This window comes from Catenibacterium sp. GCM10023432 (genome assembly GCF_042651925.1).
GTDB lineage: Bacteria > Bacillota_I > Bacilli_A > Erysipelotrichales > Coprobacillaceae > Catenibacterium > Catenibacterium mitsuoka.
In genome coordinates, this window is sequence record NZ_JBHSEB010000044.1 from 1 (window position 1) to 18,896 (window position 18,896).

Consider the following 18,896-nt stretch of genomic DNA (forward strand, 5'->3'; position numbering starts at 1 on the left):
GTAAAAACCATGAAAAAGTATTGATATATTTTTTAAATTTTTACTTGATTTCTATTATCCAATTTTCTTTTGGTATCCTATATTTTTTGTTTATTATTCATGTTTTCATGATATAATTTTTTCGGAAAATATACTGAATAATATCGTAAGGAGATTTGTTTTGAAGAAAAGAATTATTTCAATTGTTTGTCTATTTTTACTCATCTCATTATTACCTGGATGTTCTTCAGATAAAGAAGAAGAATCTGATGCAATTATTGTGAATGATCAGATAGGACGTCAAATTACAATTAAAGACCAAGTAAAACGTGTAGTAAGCACTTCATATATAACAACTTCTACATGCCTCGCATTAGGAGTAAATGATCAGTTAGTTGGTATAGAGGAGAATGCTTCTTCTAGAAGCATTTATCAAAAGACTGATCCTGATTTATTAGAACTACCTCAGGTAGGATGTGATGTCAGTCTTATCGCAAAGACAGCACCTGATGTAGTATTTATGATGAAAGAGAATAAGAATCTTATTGAGGATTTTGAAGAAAGACATATTAAAGTTATTGTTGTTGATCCTTCTAGTGAAAAGAAGTATGAGGCCATGGTTTCACTTATTGCGAAAGTTTGTGGTAAACAAAACAATGCAAAGAAGTTAAAGAACTACTATAGTACTAAAAAGAGTAAGATAAATAGTTTAGGTACTTCTAATAAGCATGTTTATATTGCTTCAAAAGAGTCTATTTATAGACCTGTCACACCTTCTATGTTTCAAAGTACTATACTAGACTCAGCACATGTGAAAAATGCTGCAGCGAGTATTAAAGGTGTATACTACCCTACTATTGCGTTAGAAACATTATTAACTTTAAACCCAGATATGGTGATCATGCCTCGTAATGCTTCCTATTCAAAAGATTCTATTTATAACTATGAATTCTTCTCATCACTTGATATAGTGAAGAACAAGAAGATTTATATTATGCCTGAAGTGGTTGAATCATGGATGGATCCTGTTCCTTCTCATATTCTTGCATCACTCTGGCTATCATATGTACTTCATCCTCATGATTATACATATGAGAATTATAAAAAGGATGTAATAGATTTTTATAAAGAGTTTTATGGTTTTAGCCTTGATGAAACACTTATCACAAAATAGAAAGGATAGAAAAAGATGTTAAGTATTCAGGAATATGTAAGACCTCAGTCGCTTGAGGAAGCTTATGAACTCGTTCAGAACAGAAAAAACATTATTGTAGGTGGTATGTTATGGTTGAAGATGATGAATAGATCAGTAGAAAAGGCAATTGATTTATGTGATCTTCATTTAGATACTATCGAAGAAGATGATGAACAATTTACTATTGGCGCAATGGTGACATTACGTCAGTTAGAAACTCATGCAGGATTAAATGCTTATACACATGATGCAATGAAGCATAGTGTAGAACATATTATTGGTGTGCAGTTTAGAAACTGTGCGACTGTAGGAGGTTCTATTTTTGGTCGTTATGGTTTCTCTGATGTATTATCTATGTTTATGGGATTAGATGCTTATGTAGAATTATATAACGGTGGTATTGTACCTATGAGAGAGTTTGCTTGGATGCGTCCTTCTCTTGATATTCTTGTACGTGTTATTGTAAAGAAGACTCCTATTAAGGTTTGTTATAAGTCACAGAGAAATGTAAGTACTGATTTCCCTGTTCTTACTTGTTGTGCAAGTTATATGAATGACACTTATTCTGTAGTAATTGGTGGTCGTCCTTTAAAGGCAATTGCTTATGAGAAACAGATGGAATTAAATGATGAATCTATTGAAGCGTTTATTGAAGAAGTATCTTCTGAAATCAAACTTGGAAGCAATAACTTAGCTAGTGCAGAATATCGTCAAAAGCTTGTAAAGGTTCTTATGAGACGTTCATTAAAGGAATTGGAGGCACAGTAAGATGGAAATTACAATTACATTAAATGGAAAAACAATGACTCGTAGTATTTCACCAGATACTCTTCTTATTGATTTTGTAAGAAGTGAACATTGTCTTAGTGTTAAAAGAGGCTGTGATACAAGTAACTGTGGATTATGTACAGTATTATTAGACAACAAACCCGTTCTTTCTTGTAGTGTTCTTGCAGCAAGAGCTGCAGGTCATGAAGTGACAACCCTAGAAGGTTTACAGGAAAAAGCAAGACCACTTGCTGAATTTATTGCTGATCAGGGGGCTGAACAGTGTGGTTTCTGTAATCCTGGATTTATGATGAATACAATCGCATTACTAGAAGAAAATAAAGATCCAAGTGATGATGAAATCAGAGCATTCTTATCTGGTAACCTTTGTCGTTGTTCCGGTTATGAAGGACAATTAAGAGGTATTAGAAACTATATTAATTACTGCAAGGAAAATGGAAAGGAAGTGTTAGGATGAGTCAGGAATTAAAGCAGGTTAATAAACCTATAAGAAAAAAAGATGCAATGAACCTATTATTAGGTAAACCTGTCTATGTTGATGATATAACACCTCATGACTGTTTAATTGTAAAGCTTGTTCATTCTCCTCATGCTAATGCATTAATTGAGAGTATCGATACAGAAGCAGCTAAGGCAGTAGATACAATTGAAGCTGTTTATACTTATAAAGATGTGCCTCAGAAACGTTTTACTATGGCTGGCCAGACTTATCCAGAACCAAGCCCTTATGATCGTTTGATCTTAGATCAGAGAGTAAGATTTGTAGGTGATCCAGTTGCGATTGTTGCTGGTTATGATGAAAAGAAAGTGGATGAAGCATTAAAGCTTATTAAAGTAAAATATCAGGTAGAAGAAGCGGTATTAGACTTTAGAACTGCTAAAGATAATCCTATTCTTGTACATCCTGAAGATAACTGGAAAGCATTATGTCCTGTAGGGGCTGATAATAAGCGTAACTTAGTAGCATCTGCAGATGAAACACATGGTGATCTAGAAGAAGTATTTAAATCATGTGATCATGTAATTGAACGTACTTATCATGTTCCTGCAGTCAATCAGGCGATGATGGAAACATTCAGAACTTATTGTGAAATTGATACTTATGGTCGTTTACATGTCATTAGTTCTACACAGATTGTCTTCCATGCACGTCGTATTCTTGCGAATGCTTTAGATATTCCTAAATCTCAGATTCGTGTTGAAAAGCCTCGTATTGGTGGTGGCTTTGGTGCAAAGCAGTCACTTGTAACTGAAATCTATCCTGCATTTGTTACATGGATGACTAAGAAACCATCTAAACTTATTTATACACGTACTGAATCTCAGATTGCGGGTAGTCCACGTCATGAAATGGAAGTCACTACTAAAGTTGGTGCTATGAATGATGGTACTATTCGTGCCATTGATTTATATACATTATCTAACTCTGGTGCTTTTGGTGAACATGGTCCTACAACTGTAGGTTTATCAGGTCATAAGTCTATTCCTCTTTATACAAATAATCTAGAAGCATTCCGCTTCCATTATGATGTTGTTTATACAAATAGATTATCTTCTGGTGCATATCGTGGATATGGTGCGACTCAGGGTATTTATGCATTAGAAACATGTGTTAATGAATTAGCTGATATTTTACATATGGATCCAGTAGAAATCAGAGAAAAGAACATGGTACGTCAGGGTCAGAAGATGGATGCCTACTATGGTGAAATTGCTGATAGCTGTGCATTAGATAAATGTATGGAACGTGCTAAGAAAGAATTTGACTGGGAAAAACGTAAGACACCTACTGTAATGCCTGATGGTCGTATCAAGGCAGCAGGTGTTGCAATGGCAATGCAGGGATCAGGTATCTCTGGTGTCGATGTTGGATCTGCTACATTAAAGTTAAATGATGATGGTTCTTATATGTTAAGCATTGGTGCTGCAGATATGGGTACTGGATGTGATACTATTCTTGCCCAGATGGCTGCAGAAGAATTAGAATGTGATGTAGACAATATTGTTGTCTTTGGTGCAGATACTGATGCTTCTCCATATGATTCTGGTTCTTATGCTTCTAGTACAACTTATGTTACTGGTATGGCTGTAAGAAAAGCAAGTGAAGAACTCAAAGAGAACATGATGAAGATTGCTGCCAATAAGTGGGAATGTGATCCTGAATCATTAGTATTTACTGGCAATACAATTGATAATCCAGCTACAAATGAATCATTTACACATATGGATATCGCTACATTCTCTCAGTGTGGAAATACTGTCCCTATCCAGGTAACATGCACTCATTCATCTAAAATTTCTCCACCACCATATATGGTAGGTATGGCAGAAATTGCGTTAGATAAAGAAACTGGTTCTGTAGAAATATTAGATTATGTAGCCGTTGTAGACTGTGGTACTGTCGTGAATACAAACTTAGCCACTGTACAGACTGAAGGTGGTCTTGTTCAGGGTATTGGTATGGCATTATCTGAAAGCATTACTTATTCACCTAAGGGTGCCTTAACAGAAAATAACTTCATGACTTACAAGATTCCTACAAGACTTGATATGGGTCATTTACGTGTTTATTTTGAAAGCAGTTATGAAAAGACAGGTCCATTTGGTGCAAAGTCTATTGGTGAATGTGTCATCAATACACCAGCCCCAGCCTTATGTGCTGCCATCCACAGTGCATGTGGTGCATGGGTGAGAGATCTTCCAATGACACCTGAAAAGATTGTCATGGCTATTGATGAATAAAACATATATTATATATCTTGCATCAGGAAATAGCAGACGTTTTAAAGGAAACAAACTGCTGTTTCCTTTTCAAAATAAACCACTCTATCAACATGCATTAGATCTCATATTAAAGAAATATGATCATGTGATTGTCGTTTCACAATATGATGAGATTCTACAATATGCGGCTCAAAGAGGCGCTACCAGCATTTTATGTTTAGAGAGTATTCATGGTCTCTCTTATTCTATTAAGGCGGCTGTGAACTATTTAAATACGTTAGAGAAGCCATTTAGAATGATTTTCATGGTTGCTGATCAGCCTTATATTTCTATGAATACTATAGATAAACTGATGCATACAAAGCATAAACTTGCCAGTTGTGCTTATAAAGAAAAAGCAGGCAACCCAACTCTATTTGATAGTTCTTATATTCCTGAGTTACTTCTATTAAAAGAAGACCAAGGTGGAAGAAAGGTATTAAATAAGCATCCTGATGAAGTAGAATATATACAAGTAGAGAATGTAAAAGAACTCTATGATATAGATTATCAAGAAGACCTGAAGCAACTACAATAGTTGCTTTTTTATTTCATCAAAAAAGCCCCTCTTTCGAGAGACTTAAGTGTTACATATGTTTCTTTGCAAAGTTCCAAGTATCTCTGCACATATCTTCTAGTGTCTTTTCAGCGACCCATCCTAACTGTTCTTTTGCACGAGTAGGATCTGCATAACATGTTGCGATATCACCGGCACGTCTTGGCTTGATTTCATAAGGTACTTTTACACCATTTACCTTTTCAAAAGCCTTAACGATTTCTAATACACTATATCCTTTACCTGTTCCTAGGTTACAGATATGAACACCTGGTGTTGCATATTTTTCAATCGCAAGAACATGACCCTTAGCTAAATCTACAACATGGATATAGTCACGTACACCTGTTCCATCTGGTGTATCATAATCATCACCAAATACACCTAAGCAAGGAAGTTCACCAGTTGCCACCTTCATGATATAAGGCATAAGATTGTTAGGAATTCCCTTTGGATCTTCTCCTAATAATCCTGATTCATGGGCACCAATTGGGTTGAAGTAACGAAGAAGTGTAACAGACATTTCTGGTACAGCATGCTGTACATCTGTTAGGATTCTTTCCATCATAGCCTTTGTAGAACCATATGGGTTTGTAGTCTGTCCTAATTCACAGTCTTCAGTTAATGGAACAACCTTTGGATCACCATATACTGTAGCACTTGAAGAGAATACAATTGAAGGGACATGATACTTCTTCATAAGCTTAGCAACAATAAGAGTTGTCATTAAGTTATTTGTATAATATTCAATAGGTTTTACTACTGATTCACCTACTGCCTTGAAGGCTGCACAGTGAATGACTGCATCCAATTTATTTTCCTTGAATACTTCTTCTGTCTTATCTTCATCTAAAACGTTGAATTCATAGAACTTTACTTTCTTACCAGTAATTTTATGAATTGCATCTAAGGCTTCTGGTTTTGAATTTGAGAAGTCATCGATGACTACAACATCATGTCCGCTCTGTAGTAATTCTACACAGACATGACTACCAATATAACCTGCACCACCTGTAACTAATACGTTCATATTATTCCTCCATAACTTTGCAGCCACCTAATTTTCTTACCTTAAGTACATGACAGCTGCCTTCGCCAAATAATTTCTCTATCTGACTCTTATATTCTACAACGAAATCATTCTCAACGAAAGCCTGAATTGTACCAGCAAAGCCTCCACCGTGCACTCTAGCAACCCCATGGTCGCCTAATACGATTTCACTTAATGCTAGACCTGCAGAAACTGCCTGATGCTTATAATCAAAATCTGCATAAACATTCTGTAAGAACTTATAGCTTGAGTTACCAGATTCATTGATTAACTTCTTGAATAAGTCAAAGTCATCATTGTTTAATGCTTCTACAATCTGAGGTACTCTAGCATTTTCCCTGAAGAAATGAATAGCTCTTAGAATTTCTCTATCATTCTTAACGGCTGCTCTGACATCAGCAAGATGATCAAAGAATTCCTTTTCATCTACTTCTCTTAAGAATTCCTTACCAAAGTAATGAGCAACATCCTTCATTTCAGTGGGGATAGCACCATAAGCATCTGTTAAATCTGCATGGCTTCCCTTTGTATCAACGATACATAAGCTATGATCATATTTAGAGAAGTCTACATCCACATGATTCACAACAGGATGTTCTGTATCCTTGAAATCGATAGAGATAAGTCCACCAACGGCACATGCACACTGGTCCATTAATCCACAAGGCTTACCAAAATAGACATTTTCAGCATACTGTCCTACTTTTGCGATAGTGACCATATCGATGCTCATATCGTTATATAAGCCATCAATGATTGTACCGATGATTGTTTCAAAAGCAGCTGAGCTAGATAAACCAGCACCTACTAATACATCACTTGTAATGAATGCCTTGAAACCACCGATATTGTAGCCAAGTTCTTCAAGTTTAGAGACAACACCTCTGATTAGTCCTTCTGAAGTTCCTTCTTCTTCATCCTTCTTATCTAGATCATTTAAATAGATTGGCTTAATATTAAAGCTATCAGATACAACATTGATTACATCATCCTGTCTAGCGACTACACCAATCGCATCTAGATTGATAGAACCGGCTAGTACACAACCATGCTGATGGTCTGTATGGTTACCTGAGATTTCACTTCTACCTGCAGCACTATAGATGCTGACATTTTCATCACCATAAAGTTCAATGAACTTATCTAATGCATTGGCATATCTATCTTTCTGATAATTGACTAAGCTACTATCTTCATATAAGTCTTCTAATAATTGATTATGTTTATTTGATTTAAATTCTTCTCTTACTACACTTGCCTTCATGTTTTATCCTCCATAATAAAAGCCATCCCTGGTGGATGGCTCTTTCTTAAATCTCTTTAAAAGTATCAATCACTTTTGTTACGCCAGGTAACTTCTGATATTCATCTTTTTTATTTGCAGAATCGATTACGATTATATTTCTACATCCTGCTTTATAGGCATTTTCAATACCACTTAGGGAGTCTTCGATGATTAAGCAATCACTTACTTCTAGTCCTAAAATATGTGCTGCTTTCTTGAACATCATGATTTTATTCTCATAAGTTCCATCATCATATACAATATCATCAGGATTGATCCAATGATCAAGATGGAATGATTCTACAAAGAAATCAATATTTGGTTTAATGGATGCACTTGCGATAGTAAATGGAATGTTGTTGTTTTTAAGTTTATCAAAGAATTCTGTTGCTCCAGCAACTAAATGGAATGTTTCTTTATCTTCCTTACAGAACTCACGATAGTATTGTTCTTTAAGTAAAGAATATTTCTGTTTCTGTTCTTCTGTACACTGATCATTAAATAAGTATTCTATGATCTTATTATTAGGAACACCATTGAAATGTTCATGTAGCTCTTCTTCGCTGATTCCATGATGTCTTATTTCCTCGGAAATCTTTCCCCAGGCTAATACATGCTTTGGGTTGTCAAAGAACAATGTTCCATTAAAATCAAATATAACTCCTTTATAAGAATTCATAACTACACCTCTTTCGTTTCTGATACTCTCTTATACCAATAAGCACTTGCTTTTGGATAACGTTTCTGTGTTTCATAGTCTACATAGAATAAACCATAACGTTTATTATAACCATTAGTCCATGAGAACATATCCATGAGAGACCATACAAAATAGCCTTTTACATTTACACCTGCTTCAACTGCTTTAAGTGCATACTGTAGATGTTTCTTGATGTAATCAATTCTTGGAGCATCATCAATGACACCATCTACAAATTCGTCTTTATAACCCATACCATTTTCTGTAATATAGATACACTTGTAGTTTGGATACTGCTGACGAATACGCACTAACATATCAAACATACTTTCTGGATGAATTAACCAGTCCCAGTCAGTTCTAGGAATACCTTCTTTTTCCATTCTACGTCCTACATTCTTTAAACAGAAACGTGAAGTACCCTTTTCACCAGTTCCATTATGATGGATATCATTCTCACCATCATAGTACTGAATGAAACGTGACTGGTAATAGTTCATACCCATATAGTCAATTAAGATTGCTGCTTTCTTCATGACTTCAAAGTCTTCATCTCTTAAATCTAGTTGACCATTATTGATTGCCACTAAACGATCTACAATTTCCATTGTTTCAGTAGAGTAATATCCTTTGAATGTTGCATCTAATAAGAACTGGTTCTGTAATACATCTTCGTTCTTTGCAGCCTGGATATCATCTAAACTATTTTCATCATAAGGATACTTATATTCTAATGACTGTACGCAGCCAATCTGTCCTTTATATCCTGCTTCTTTATAAGCAACAACAGCTTTCGCATGAGCAAGCATCATATTATGCATGATCTGGAATGCTTTTGTCATATTATATTTTTCACCATTAGGGAATGTTCCTTCAATATAAGTGTTTGTAGCTACTGCCCAGATTTCATTGAAAGTAAACCAATATTTAACTTCATCCTTATATTCTTCAAAACAGAATTTTGCATAGTCTACAAATGCATCCACTGTTTCTCTATTTAAGAAATCACCCTTCTGATATAAAGTATCCGGTGTATCAAAGTGATGTAAAGTGATAAATGGTTCTACATTATTCTTATGACATTCCTGAAATACTCTATGATAGAAATCAATACCTTCCTGATTGATTTTTCCTGTACCATCAGGGAAGATACGTGCCCATGAAATTGAGATACGAATTCCATTAATACCAAACATTTTACATAGTTTTAAGTCTTGTCCATACTGGTGGTAGAAATCACTGGCAGGATCTGCCTTGAAGCGACCCTGCTTTGCAAGAAAGTCGTCCCAAGACACTTTACCTTTACCATATTCTAATGTACTACCTTCACACTGATAAGCAGCTGTAGCGCCACCAAAGATAAAATCATCAGAGAATTTCATGTACTTAACCTTCCTTTTCCTGTTCAACGATAAATTCAACAGCACCCTTAGGATCACGAGTTAACTGAATATATTGAGCACCCTTAGTTGCAATGACTTTAGTACCTTCTTTCGCATCCTGTTTTACTTCTTCTAAATGAGCCTGTACCTGTGGAGATAAGACAACAACATCATAGTTCTTTAAGATATCATAGTGATTACCATAAGCACTTGCAGTGGCATCTACTGGTAAACCAGTTTCTTTAGCCCCTTCTTTAACAGCATTCGCAAACATAGCACTTGTACCAGCACCTACACATAATACTAATACATTGATTTTCTTATCTAATTGAAGAGGTTCATTTGTTTCAGTTTCTTCTTCTTTAACCTGTTCTTCTAATGCTTCTAAAGCTTCTTTCTGTTTTTCTTCTTCTAATAATGAAGCATCATATGCTTTAACGAATGGTAAGTAAATAATACCATCTACTACGATTAATAATACAGCAAGTAATACAGCTAAGAAACTAATACCTGTACCTAAAATCAAACCAATTGGAGCAGGAGTAGCCCAAGGTAATACATAAATGAATGAGTTCATCTTTAATACATCAACGAAGAACTTGAATAATGATACGTTCACCATTGGTGCAAGTAAGAATGGAACAAAGAAATATGGGTTTAATACGATTGGAGTCGCAAATAATAATGGTTCATTAACTGCGAAACATACTGGAATGAAAGTTGTTTTACCAACAGCTTTTAACTGTTTAGATCTAGCAAATAACATAAATAAGAATGGAACAACTAGAGTAGCACCTGTACCACCCATTGTACCTACGAAGTTACCTAAACCTACTGTTAATACATTTGCAGCCTGATGTCCTGCTTTAAATAATACTAAGTTTGCATCTACGTTTGCGTAGATGATTGCAGCGATAGCTGGTTCAACAATACTTGGACCATGTACACCAACGAACCAGAACATTGCCATTGCACCCCAGATAATACAGATTCCTAAATAACCATCTGCAGCTGTGAATAATGGCTGTAATAATGTGATGATTGCTTCTGCAAAAGTATAACCAAATAAATTACGAACAATTAAATCAATAATAACACATACCAATACTGAGAAAGAGAATGGGAACACATCTCTGAACATCTGAGAGATTGTACCTGGCACTTCTTTTGGCATATGAATAGTGACATCTTTTTCAACACAGAACTTATACATCTTAACTGTGATGAATGCAGCGATGAATGAAGCAAGTAAACCTTTAGTACCTAAATAAGTAGTAGAGATACCAAGCTTTACATCACTGACTGCTAACATAAAGAAACCACAAATACTTGCAAGCATAACTGAAGTTGTGTTGATTACTTTACCTTCTGGTAAACGACGATTCATGCTTTCAGCTAAGCACTTTGCAGTTGTTGCTGATACTAGTAAACCAACAATACCCATTGAATAGTTATAGACTTTCCATAACCATGTTGAGACATCTGCTGGTAACTTAATTCCAAAGATTTCTGGAATTGAAGCAGCTAAGATAAATACACTTGAGAATAAGATGGCTGGCATTGCTGTTAAGAAGCCATCACGTACAGCACCTAAATAAATATTTTGAGCAATTTTATCGAAAAATGGTTTACCCTTTTCGATTTTCTTAATGACAGCGTCTAACATTATTTTGTTCCCCTCTCTCTATATAAAGTAATAAAGTCCTCAATAACATCTCTTAATAATATTGTTGTCATTAAATGATCCTGACCATGAATGAAGATAAATCCCATTTCCATATCCTCACCACGTGCTTCCTGCTGAAGAATAGTTGTCTGAGACTGATGTGCTAAATTAATGTTTGCATCTGCATCCTTTAACTTTTCTTCTACATTATCAAAATTACCTGCACGCATTTCTTTTAATAATTCTAATAAAGTACTTCTTGCATCTCCTGAGTAAGCTACGATTTCAAAGCCTACCATACTTAATTCATCTTTAGTCATTGTGTCAATCTCCTTTTTTCTAATTAACGAATCGGCCTCTTTCGTTTACAAGCACATTGTAATCGCATTCACACCATTTGTCAACAAAAATAAACATTATAAAACATTTAATTAAACAATTACAAACAATCATGTTAAAATATATACGTAATCAATTTATAAATGTTCGTTTTTGTTTGATTTGTGTTGATTAGGAAAATCTTGAATGATATACTGACACTGACAAGGAGAGTGAAAACATGTTAAAGAAAGAACGTCTTGTAAGAATTACGCAGATGGTCAATCAAAAAGGAATCATATCAATCAATGAAATCATGGAACAATTAGAAGTCTCTGATATGACTGCAAGAAGAGATTTAGATGAATTAGAGAAATCTGGTAAGTTATTAAGAGTGCATGGTGGTGCACAGAGTTTATCTTTTAGTATGGATCATGAACGTTCTCATTTAGAGAAGTCTTCTGTACAGATAGAAGAAAAAACAAGAATTGCGCATAAAGCAGCAAGTCTTATTCAAGAAGGAGAAACTATATTCTTAGGTCCTGGTACTACTATTCAGTTATTAGCTGAGCAGTTATGTGGTCGTAATATTAGAGTAGTTACGAATTCTCTCGCCGTATTTAATATCTTGAGTGGTCATACTCCTACTGATGTAATGTTAACAGGTGGAGAATATCGTAGTAATACAAATACCTTTGTAGGTCCAATCACAAATATGGTATTAAGTAAATTAAGATATACAAAAGCCTTTATTGGGTGTAATGGTATCTTTAATAGTGGTATTACAACTTATTCATTAGAAGAAGGAGAATCACAAGGAATACCTTTAGATAATGCGAAGAATAGATATTTACTTGTAGATTCCACTAAGTTTAATCGTTCTGACTTTTATATCTTCTATGATCTCTTTAATTTTGATGCAGTCATTACTGATAATGAGATTGATCCTGATGTATTAAAACATTATAAAGAATTTACAACTATTGTAACGGTATAAGGAGAACTCACTATGAAAAAGACTGGAATCTGTCCAAAATGTAATCACGATAAAATTATTATTATTAAAGATCAGCTCCATGAAAATGGTGGTGGTAATATTTCTCAAATAACGAATCATATTAATAAGCCTTCGCAAGTTTTCGCTATATTCAAAGAGGGAAATACCGCAAAGAAGACTTTCTATATTTGTGAGAATTGTGGTTATATTGAAGAATACTTAGACAAGGAAGAAATCAAGAAATTGCTTAATTATAAACCTATTGGTAGTAAGATAAAGGATATCTTCAAATAATTATACAAGCCATGCGATATCGCATGGCTTTTTAGATATAAAAAAATCAGAAGACAGCATCTGTCTTCTGACTGTTGTTACTCAGGCTTTTTAGGATCCTTAAGTGATTCTGATAAAGTTGTAAGTGTACCAGCTAATCCTGCCAAGTCATTAGGTACAATAATCTTCGTAGCTTGTCCATCAGCTAAGTTCTTTAATGCTTTTAATCCTTCTAACTGGATATAAGCAGATTCAGGATTTGCTTCATTAATATACTGAATAGCTTTAGCTTGTGCTTCATAAACAAGTCTTAATGCTTCAGCCTGACCTTCAGCTTTCGCAATCTGTGCTTCTTTTTCAGCTGTTGCACGTAATACAAGTGATTCCTTATCCCCTTCTGCATTTAAGATTGCAGCCTGTTTTTTACCTTCAGCAACTAAGATAGATTCACGTCTTTCACGTTCTGCACGCATCTGTTTTTCCATTGCTTCCTGAATATCTTTTGGTGGAAGAATGTTTTTAACTTCTACTCTTGTTACCTTGATACCCCATGGATCAGTGGCATCATCAAGAATAGATCTCATCTTAGAGTTAATGATATCTCTTGATGTTAAAGTATCATCTAATTCAAGTTCACCAATGATATTTCTTAATGTAGTAGCAGTTAATGTTTCAATCGCATTAATTGGTCTTACTACACCATAAGTAAATAACTTAGGATCTGTGATAGAGAAATAGACAACTGTATCAATCTGCATTGTAACGTTATCTTTAGTAATAACTGGCTGTGGAGCGAAGTCCATAACCTGTTCCTTTAATGATACACGATTAGATACACGATCAATTAAAGGAATAAGAATATGTAAACCTACATTTAATGTTCGGTCATATGCACCAATTCTTTCTACTACATAAGCATATGACTGTGGAACAATCTTTACTGTACTGAAAATAAGAATAACAACAATTGCGATTAATAAAATCATTAAAATAAATCCTAACATCTTAGTTCTCCTCCTTTTTAACAACTAGATGTGCACCTTCAATTGCGACAACTTCCCCATATTCTCCTTCTTCTAAAGTTAAATTATGAAGTGAGGATGCTGACCAAATCTGATTTTTAATTCTTACTTCACCCATATGATCTGCATCGATTCTCTTAATAACGAGAGCATGCGTTCCTATGAGTGCATCATTATTCGTATGTATTATATTGCCCTTCAGACTTTTTACAGCCATAGGACGTGCCACTATTGCGCATATAACTGATACCACAAGAAATATAGCGACCTGTATTGGAACCGATACATTTAATAAGCAGGCAATTAATGCCACAAAAGCACCAATCACAAACCAGACACTCACTAATGATACTGTGAGTATTTCTACTACAATACACGCAACCATAACACCTGACCACACTACCAAACTATCCATTTAGTTTTCCCTCCTTGTAGTCAACAATGAGAACTTCATGAACAATGTCATATGTTCCTTTAAACTTAAAGACATTCTTTTCATTGAAATCGAGAGGAATCAAATCGGCAAGTTCTTTAATAAATGGTTTATTTGTGATTCTTCCATAGGACTTACCTCTTGATATCTTATGAAGCTGGTCCTGTGGATAGATTCCGTCATTGATAGCTTGCTTTCCCACGGGTTTGATACCGATACAATGATTGTCATAATCAATACCTAATAGAACATAATTCACATTTTCAAAATGCATACATGCTGTCGTATTCAATGTAATATTTGTTTCATAAATGGAGACGACAGATGCATTCAGTTCGTTTGTATTCCAGACAAAGTTCATGTTTATCACCTCCAATATCATTATATTATTTTTATTATTTTTATTCAACAGAAACCGTATAACAAAAAAACTCTAACAATAAGATAATATTTCTACCATCTTGAACGTTAGAGTTTCAAAAGTATTATTTCTTATTTATGTAAATGAGTTTATCTATTATTTTTAAAATACATAGAATATATAGAATCAATAGATACTGTTTTTTTAGAACGAAATAAATAAAAGAAGCCACAAATAAAACAAGCATTGGATATCTTAATCTACCTTTATTTATACATAGATATACATATCCTTTTTTATTAATCTTCTTCTGAAGGTAAAAATCAATCAATATTAATAATAAAATAAAAAAAATGTCTAACAAGGACCCTTGCATAGTCTATACTCATCCTATTCTTTCATAATAACTAACATTTTCTTATAGCTAATGTTAATAACAAAGTTATAAAATCAATTACTAATAATAGTATAATCTATTATGTTATTTATACACAAGATATCTGTGTAAAACAAAAAACTTCTGTTTTTACACAGAAGTTAAAAGAGTCTCTTTAATTCTTTTGCCACACCATCATGCAATACATCTTCACAGATGATTGATGCATGATGATAAATCATAGGGATTGCATTCTTCATAGCGATTGGATGCCCCACTGTTTTAAACATTTCTAAATCATTGGCTCCATCACCAAAACAATAGCTATCATCAACATCTAATCCATAATAGTGAAGCATTGTTTCAATACCGTGACCTTTAGAAGTATCTATATTAGATACTTCAATGTTTAAACTATCATCATGTTTTTCATAAAAGAAAGCCCCCAGTCTTTCAATAAGCCCTACGCTATCTTCTTTTTTATTATATCTGATTTCTAATTTAATTGTCTTCTTTAGTACTTCATCTAAATCATAATCATTGCATAAAGAATCCATATCAATATTACACCAAGCATAGAATTCATACATATGTGGTGATTCCTTCTTTAAATAACAGCGATCAGTTGTAAGAAGTACATATTCATAACCTTGTGATTCTACATATCCAATTAGTTTCTTTGTTTCTTCATAAGGTAAAGTCAAAGAATCTATTGTTTTTCCTTCAGTTACAATATGTGCTCCATTAGCTAATACAAAGCCATCAAAACCAATGGATTTCACTTCTTTAGAAATAAATCCAGTTGGTCTACCGCTTGCGATAAAGCATTTATGACCTAATTTTTGTACTCTATGAATTTCATCAATAGTGTTCTGACTAATACCAATCTCTGGATGGTAGATAGTACCATCAATATCAAAAAATATCGCTTTCATTATTACCTCCAAAAAAAGAGATAGCGCGAACGCTATCTCTTACTGTAAGTATGTAGTGTTTTCTAACATGACACCGCAGCCTTCAGCAACACAATCAAGTGGTGTATCAGCTACGAATACAGGAACCTTTAATCCCTGTTCAAGGAACTTGTCTAAATTCTTTAATAAAGCTCCTCCACCTGTTAAGAAGATACCCTTGTTTACGATATCTGCAGATAATTCAGGTGGTGTCTGTTCAAGAACCTGCTTAGCAGCAATTAAGATTGTTTCACAAACTTCACCTAAAGCAGAAACTGTTTCAGATTCATTCATCTGGATAGTCTTTGGAAGACCAGTAACTAAGTCTCTACCACGAACATCCATAACTGTTTCTTCATCAGGTTCAAATGCGCAGCCGATCTGTTTCTTAACTTCTTCAGCTGTAGCATCACCAATTAATAACTTATATTTATCTTTAACGTACTTAATGATTTCCTGATCCATCTTGTCACCAGCAATCTTTAATGACTGAGATGTAACGATATCACCTAATGAAAGTACAGCAACGTCTGTAGTTCCACCACCGATATCAATAACCATATTTCCAGATGGTTTAGAAATATCAAGACCAGCACCAATAGCAGCTACTTTTGGTTCTTCTTCGATATATACCTTCTTAGCACCACATCTTAAAGCAACATCCTGGATGGCACTCTTTTCGATTGAAGTGATGTTAGATGGACAACAAATCAAGATTGTTGGTCTAGCAAAAATTCCTTTTAAGTTAAGTTTATTGATAAAGTGTGTTAGTAAGATTTCAGTAGTCTGGAAATCAGCAATAACACCATCTTTTAAAGGACGGATTGCTTTTAATTTTCCAGGAGTCTTTCCAAGCATTTCTCTTGCTTCTTCACCAACAGCAACAGGTCTATTTGTTTCTACATTAATAGTAACAACACTTGGCTCATTAACTACAATTCCTTCTCCTTTAGCATAGATAAGGATATTTGCAGTACCAAGGTCAATACCAATTTCTTTTGATAAGCTCATACCTTTTTCCTCCTTGTAAGCATTTCTATTTTATCATTTTATTCATATTATTCAAGTCAATTAATTAAAAAATATTGGCTTTAAATCAATAAAAACTTAATGTCCCAAAATTAAGTATAAATTGTGCAAATAAGTATCCGAGCGCTACACTCGCAACAATATAGATGACATAAAACTGACCGATTCTGCCCTTTCTTAAGAAGCGTTCAAAATCAAAAGCCTGCAATCCATACATAGCTAACAAAACAGAAATAATATAGATTATAATATTAACAGTACGATACAACATAACATCCTCCTTTGATACCATTTAACCATTTCAACAATTAAAATACAACTATTTGATATTTTAAATAATTTCTTGTACAATTTTATATGAGGTGATTGGTATGCATGTACGCACATCAGAAATTAAAGATCTAAGTCGTGTGATGGATCTTATTAATCAGGCAAAAGAATATTTTAAAGATAATGATATCAACCAATGGCAAAAAGGATATCCTGATATCAATACAATTCTAGATGACATTTTGTTAGGTAACGGTTATGTTCTTTCTAAACACTCCCATATATATGGCACTATGCATTTTATTATAGGAATAGAACCTAGCTATGTAAAAATCTACAATGGTCATTGGCTTACTGATACTAGACAATATGGTATAATTCATCGTTTTGCGATTGATAATAATCATAAAGGAAATGGTTATGCAAAAAAATTATTGGATTATGCAGTCAACATATGTAAGCAGAGTGGTACCCCTTCTATTCGTTTAGATATTGAAAAGAATAATAAACCAATGAAAGAATTTGTATCAAAGAATGGATTTCAATATTGTGGTATTATTCGTTTGAAAAATGGTGAAGAAAGAGAAGCTTACGAAAGATTGATTTGAAACTGTTCGTAAACACAGTTTTCAGACTGTTGACAAACTAAATGTTAACAGTCTTTTCTTTTAAATTTGAAGAGTATATGATAATATAGTTACTGTCGTAAGTATCCACACTCCAATTAAGCAAAAATTGTGGCCTTACGGCCTTTTTCGTTTCCTGTCAATTATCGCCTGAAAATAGTATAATTAAGGTACTTAATCGTTGGATAAAAATATGGCAATGACTAATCGTGCAAACATTAAACGTGATGGACTTATCATGAGTACTTTAGATAACCTAGTACCACAGGATCATTTGGTTAGAACACTGGAAGCTACGATAGATTGGAAATTCATCTATCCATTAGTGAAATCACTCTACAGTAATTTCGGCAGACGTTCTATTGATCCTGTGGTACTTTTTAAAATGATCTTTATCAATTATACATTCGGCATCAACTCTATGAGAAAGACCTATGAAGAGATCAAGGTCAATATAGCTTATAGATGGTTTTTAGGTATCAGCATTTATGAGGATGTTCCAAACTATTCTACATGGTCTAAGAACTATCAGAGAAGATACAAGGATAGTGAAGTCTTTGACCAGATCTTTAATCATATCATCTGGCACGGCATTGATAATGGTTTTATTGATACTACTACTGTCTTTGGTGATGGCACACATAGAAAAGCTAATGCGAATTCTAGAAAAGCTACAGATAAGGAAGTAGAGATTGTAGCTAAGGCATATGAAAAAGAATTACTTGAAGAAATCAATGAACAAAGAGCAGAAAATGACAAGAAGTTATTTGAATCATTAGACAAGAAAGAATATGAAATTGAATTAAAATTTATCTTATGATAAACTGTTATTGTCATTTTTAAGAATGACTTTACTTTTTTCTTCTTGTATT

The 18,896-nt window shown here is 34.0% G+C and carries 21 protein-coding genes; 9 read left to right on the forward strand and 12 right to left on the reverse strand.

The window, feature by feature from the left end; translation table 11 throughout:
- Nucleotides 1–160: 160 nt before the first annotated feature.
- From ACFOZZ_RS06385 to ACFOZZ_RS06405, 5 genes are read left to right on the forward strand one after another with little or no spacing between them, the layout of a single operon-like run.
- Nucleotides 161–1,153 carry an ABC transporter substrate-binding protein gene (locus ACFOZZ_RS06385; protein WP_376814919.1) on the forward strand — a complete coding sequence of 331 codons (993 nt, stop codon included), beginning with the start codon at nt 161–163 and terminating at the stop codon, nt 1,151–1,153.
- Nucleotides 1,154–1,168: 15 nt separating this feature from the next.
- A complete protein-coding gene (locus ACFOZZ_RS06390; RefSeq protein ID WP_376814920.1) occupies nt 1,169–1,942 on the forward strand; it encodes an FAD binding domain-containing protein in 774 nt (257 codons plus the stop codon).
- 1 nt (nt 1,943) lies between these two features.
- On the forward strand, nt 1,944–2,420 hold the full coding sequence (locus ACFOZZ_RS06395) for a (2Fe-2S)-binding protein (protein WP_006504872.1): 477 nt from the start codon (nt 1,944–1,946) through the stop codon (nt 2,418–2,420).
- Entirely contained in the window at nt 2,417–4,705 is a 2,289-nt protein-coding gene (locus ACFOZZ_RS06400; RefSeq protein ID WP_055234327.1) for a xanthine dehydrogenase family protein molybdopterin-binding subunit, read from the forward strand. Before ACFOZZ_RS06395 ends, ACFOZZ_RS06400 begins: the two co-directional genes overlap by 4 nt.
- Nucleotides 4,698–5,264: a nucleotidyltransferase family protein gene (locus ACFOZZ_RS06405; protein WP_055234325.1), complete on the forward strand. Its 567-nt coding sequence runs from the start codon at nt 4,698–4,700 to the stop codon at nt 5,262–5,264. The genes ACFOZZ_RS06400 and ACFOZZ_RS06405 overlap by 8 nt, the downstream gene beginning before the upstream one ends.
- Before the next feature lie 49 nt (nt 5,265–5,313).
- Here the strand turns inward: ACFOZZ_RS06405 and galE are convergent, their stop codons facing one another.
- From galE to ACFOZZ_RS06435, 6 genes are read right to left on the reverse strand one after another with little or no spacing between them, the layout of a single operon-like run.
- Nucleotides 5,314–6,312, reverse strand: coding sequence for a UDP-glucose 4-epimerase GalE (gene galE / locus ACFOZZ_RS06410; protein ID WP_376814921.1), 999 nt, complete (start codon nt 6,310–6,312; stop codon nt 5,314–5,316).
- A gap of 1 nt (nt 6,313) precedes the next feature.
- Nucleotides 6,314–7,597, reverse strand: a complete 1,284-nt coding sequence (locus tag ACFOZZ_RS06415; RefSeq protein ID WP_376814922.1) for a galactokinase — start codon at nt 7,595–7,597, stop codon at nt 6,314–6,316.
- 46 nt (nt 7,598–7,643) lie between these two features.
- Nucleotides 7,644–8,297, reverse strand: a complete 654-nt coding sequence (locus tag ACFOZZ_RS06420; RefSeq protein WP_278861145.1) for an HAD family hydrolase — start codon at nt 8,295–8,297, stop codon at nt 7,644–7,646.
- 2 nt (nt 8,298–8,299) lie between these two features.
- Complete coding sequence (gene lacG / locus ACFOZZ_RS06425) at nt 8,300–9,700, reverse strand: 6-phospho-beta-galactosidase (RefSeq protein WP_278861146.1); 1,401 nt, start codon at nt 9,698–9,700, stop codon at nt 8,300–8,302.
- A gap of 4 nt (nt 9,701–9,704) precedes the next feature.
- Nucleotides 9,705–11,366, reverse strand: a complete 1,662-nt coding sequence (locus ACFOZZ_RS06430; RefSeq protein ID WP_006504440.1) for a PTS transporter subunit EIIC — start codon at nt 11,364–11,366, stop codon at nt 9,705–9,707.
- Entirely contained in the window at nt 11,366–11,686 is a 321-nt protein-coding gene (locus ACFOZZ_RS06435) for a PTS lactose/cellobiose transporter subunit IIA (RefSeq protein ID WP_006504439.1), read from the reverse strand. The genes ACFOZZ_RS06430 and ACFOZZ_RS06435 overlap by 1 nt, the downstream gene beginning before the upstream one ends.
- A gap of 239 nt (nt 11,687–11,925) precedes the next feature.
- Here ACFOZZ_RS06435 and ACFOZZ_RS06440 point away from each other — a divergent pair, with 239 nt between their 5' ends.
- Nucleotides 11,926–12,681: a DeoR/GlpR family DNA-binding transcription regulator gene (locus tag ACFOZZ_RS06440; RefSeq protein WP_376814923.1), complete on the forward strand. Its 756-nt coding sequence runs from the start codon at nt 11,926–11,928 to the stop codon at nt 12,679–12,681.
- 12 nt (nt 12,682–12,693) lie between these two features.
- Nucleotides 12,694–12,975: a hypothetical protein gene (locus tag ACFOZZ_RS06445; RefSeq protein ID WP_286696375.1), complete on the forward strand. Its 282-nt coding sequence runs from the start codon at nt 12,694–12,696 to the stop codon at nt 12,973–12,975.
- A gap of 77 nt (nt 12,976–13,052) precedes the next feature.
- Here ACFOZZ_RS06445 and ACFOZZ_RS06450 read toward each other — a convergent pair whose 3' ends face one another.
- The 6 genes from ACFOZZ_RS06450 to ACFOZZ_RS06475 all read right to left on the reverse strand — a co-directional run bounded on the left by ACFOZZ_RS06450 (nt 13,053) and on the right by ACFOZZ_RS06475 (nt 17,399).
- Entirely contained in the window at nt 13,053–13,958 is a 906-nt protein-coding gene (locus ACFOZZ_RS06450; protein ID WP_006504996.1) for an SPFH domain-containing protein, read from the reverse strand.
- 1 nt (nt 13,959) lies between these two features.
- Complete coding sequence (locus ACFOZZ_RS06455) at nt 13,960–14,391, reverse strand: NfeD family protein (RefSeq protein WP_286696376.1); 432 nt, start codon at nt 14,389–14,391, stop codon at nt 13,960–13,962.
- The gene (locus tag ACFOZZ_RS06460; protein ID WP_040389697.1) at nt 14,384–14,770 is read right to left on the reverse strand and encodes a hypothetical protein; all 387 of its coding nucleotides are present in this window, start codon (nt 14,768–14,770) and stop codon (nt 14,384–14,386) included. The genes ACFOZZ_RS06455 and ACFOZZ_RS06460 overlap by 8 nt, the downstream gene beginning before the upstream one ends.
- Nucleotides 14,771–15,307: 537 nt before the next feature.
- A complete protein-coding gene (locus tag ACFOZZ_RS06465) occupies nt 15,308–16,081 on the reverse strand; it encodes a Cof-type HAD-IIB family hydrolase (RefSeq protein ID WP_278778933.1) in 774 nt (257 codons plus the stop codon).
- A gap of 39 nt (nt 16,082–16,120) precedes the next feature.
- Nucleotides 16,121–17,110 (reverse strand): rod shape-determining protein, encoded by a 990-nt coding sequence (locus tag ACFOZZ_RS06470; protein ID WP_006505001.1) that lies wholly within the window; start codon nt 17,108–17,110, stop codon nt 16,121–16,123.
- A gap of 85 nt (nt 17,111–17,195) precedes the next feature.
- A complete protein-coding gene (locus ACFOZZ_RS06475) occupies nt 17,196–17,399 on the reverse strand; it encodes a DUF1146 domain-containing protein (protein ID WP_055234932.1) in 204 nt (67 codons plus the stop codon).
- 100 nt (nt 17,400–17,499) lie between these two features.
- On the opposite strand from ACFOZZ_RS06475, the gene ACFOZZ_RS06480 reads away from it, so the two are divergent.
- Nucleotides 17,500–18,006: a GNAT family N-acetyltransferase gene (locus ACFOZZ_RS06480; RefSeq protein WP_278778934.1), complete on the forward strand. Its 507-nt coding sequence runs from the start codon at nt 17,500–17,502 to the stop codon at nt 18,004–18,006.
- 211 nt (nt 18,007–18,217) lie between these two features.
- On the forward strand, nt 18,218–18,844 hold the full coding sequence (locus ACFOZZ_RS06485; protein ID WP_376814924.1) for a transposase: 627 nt from the start codon (nt 18,218–18,220) through the stop codon (nt 18,842–18,844).
- Nucleotides 18,845–18,896: the final 52 nt, after the last annotated feature.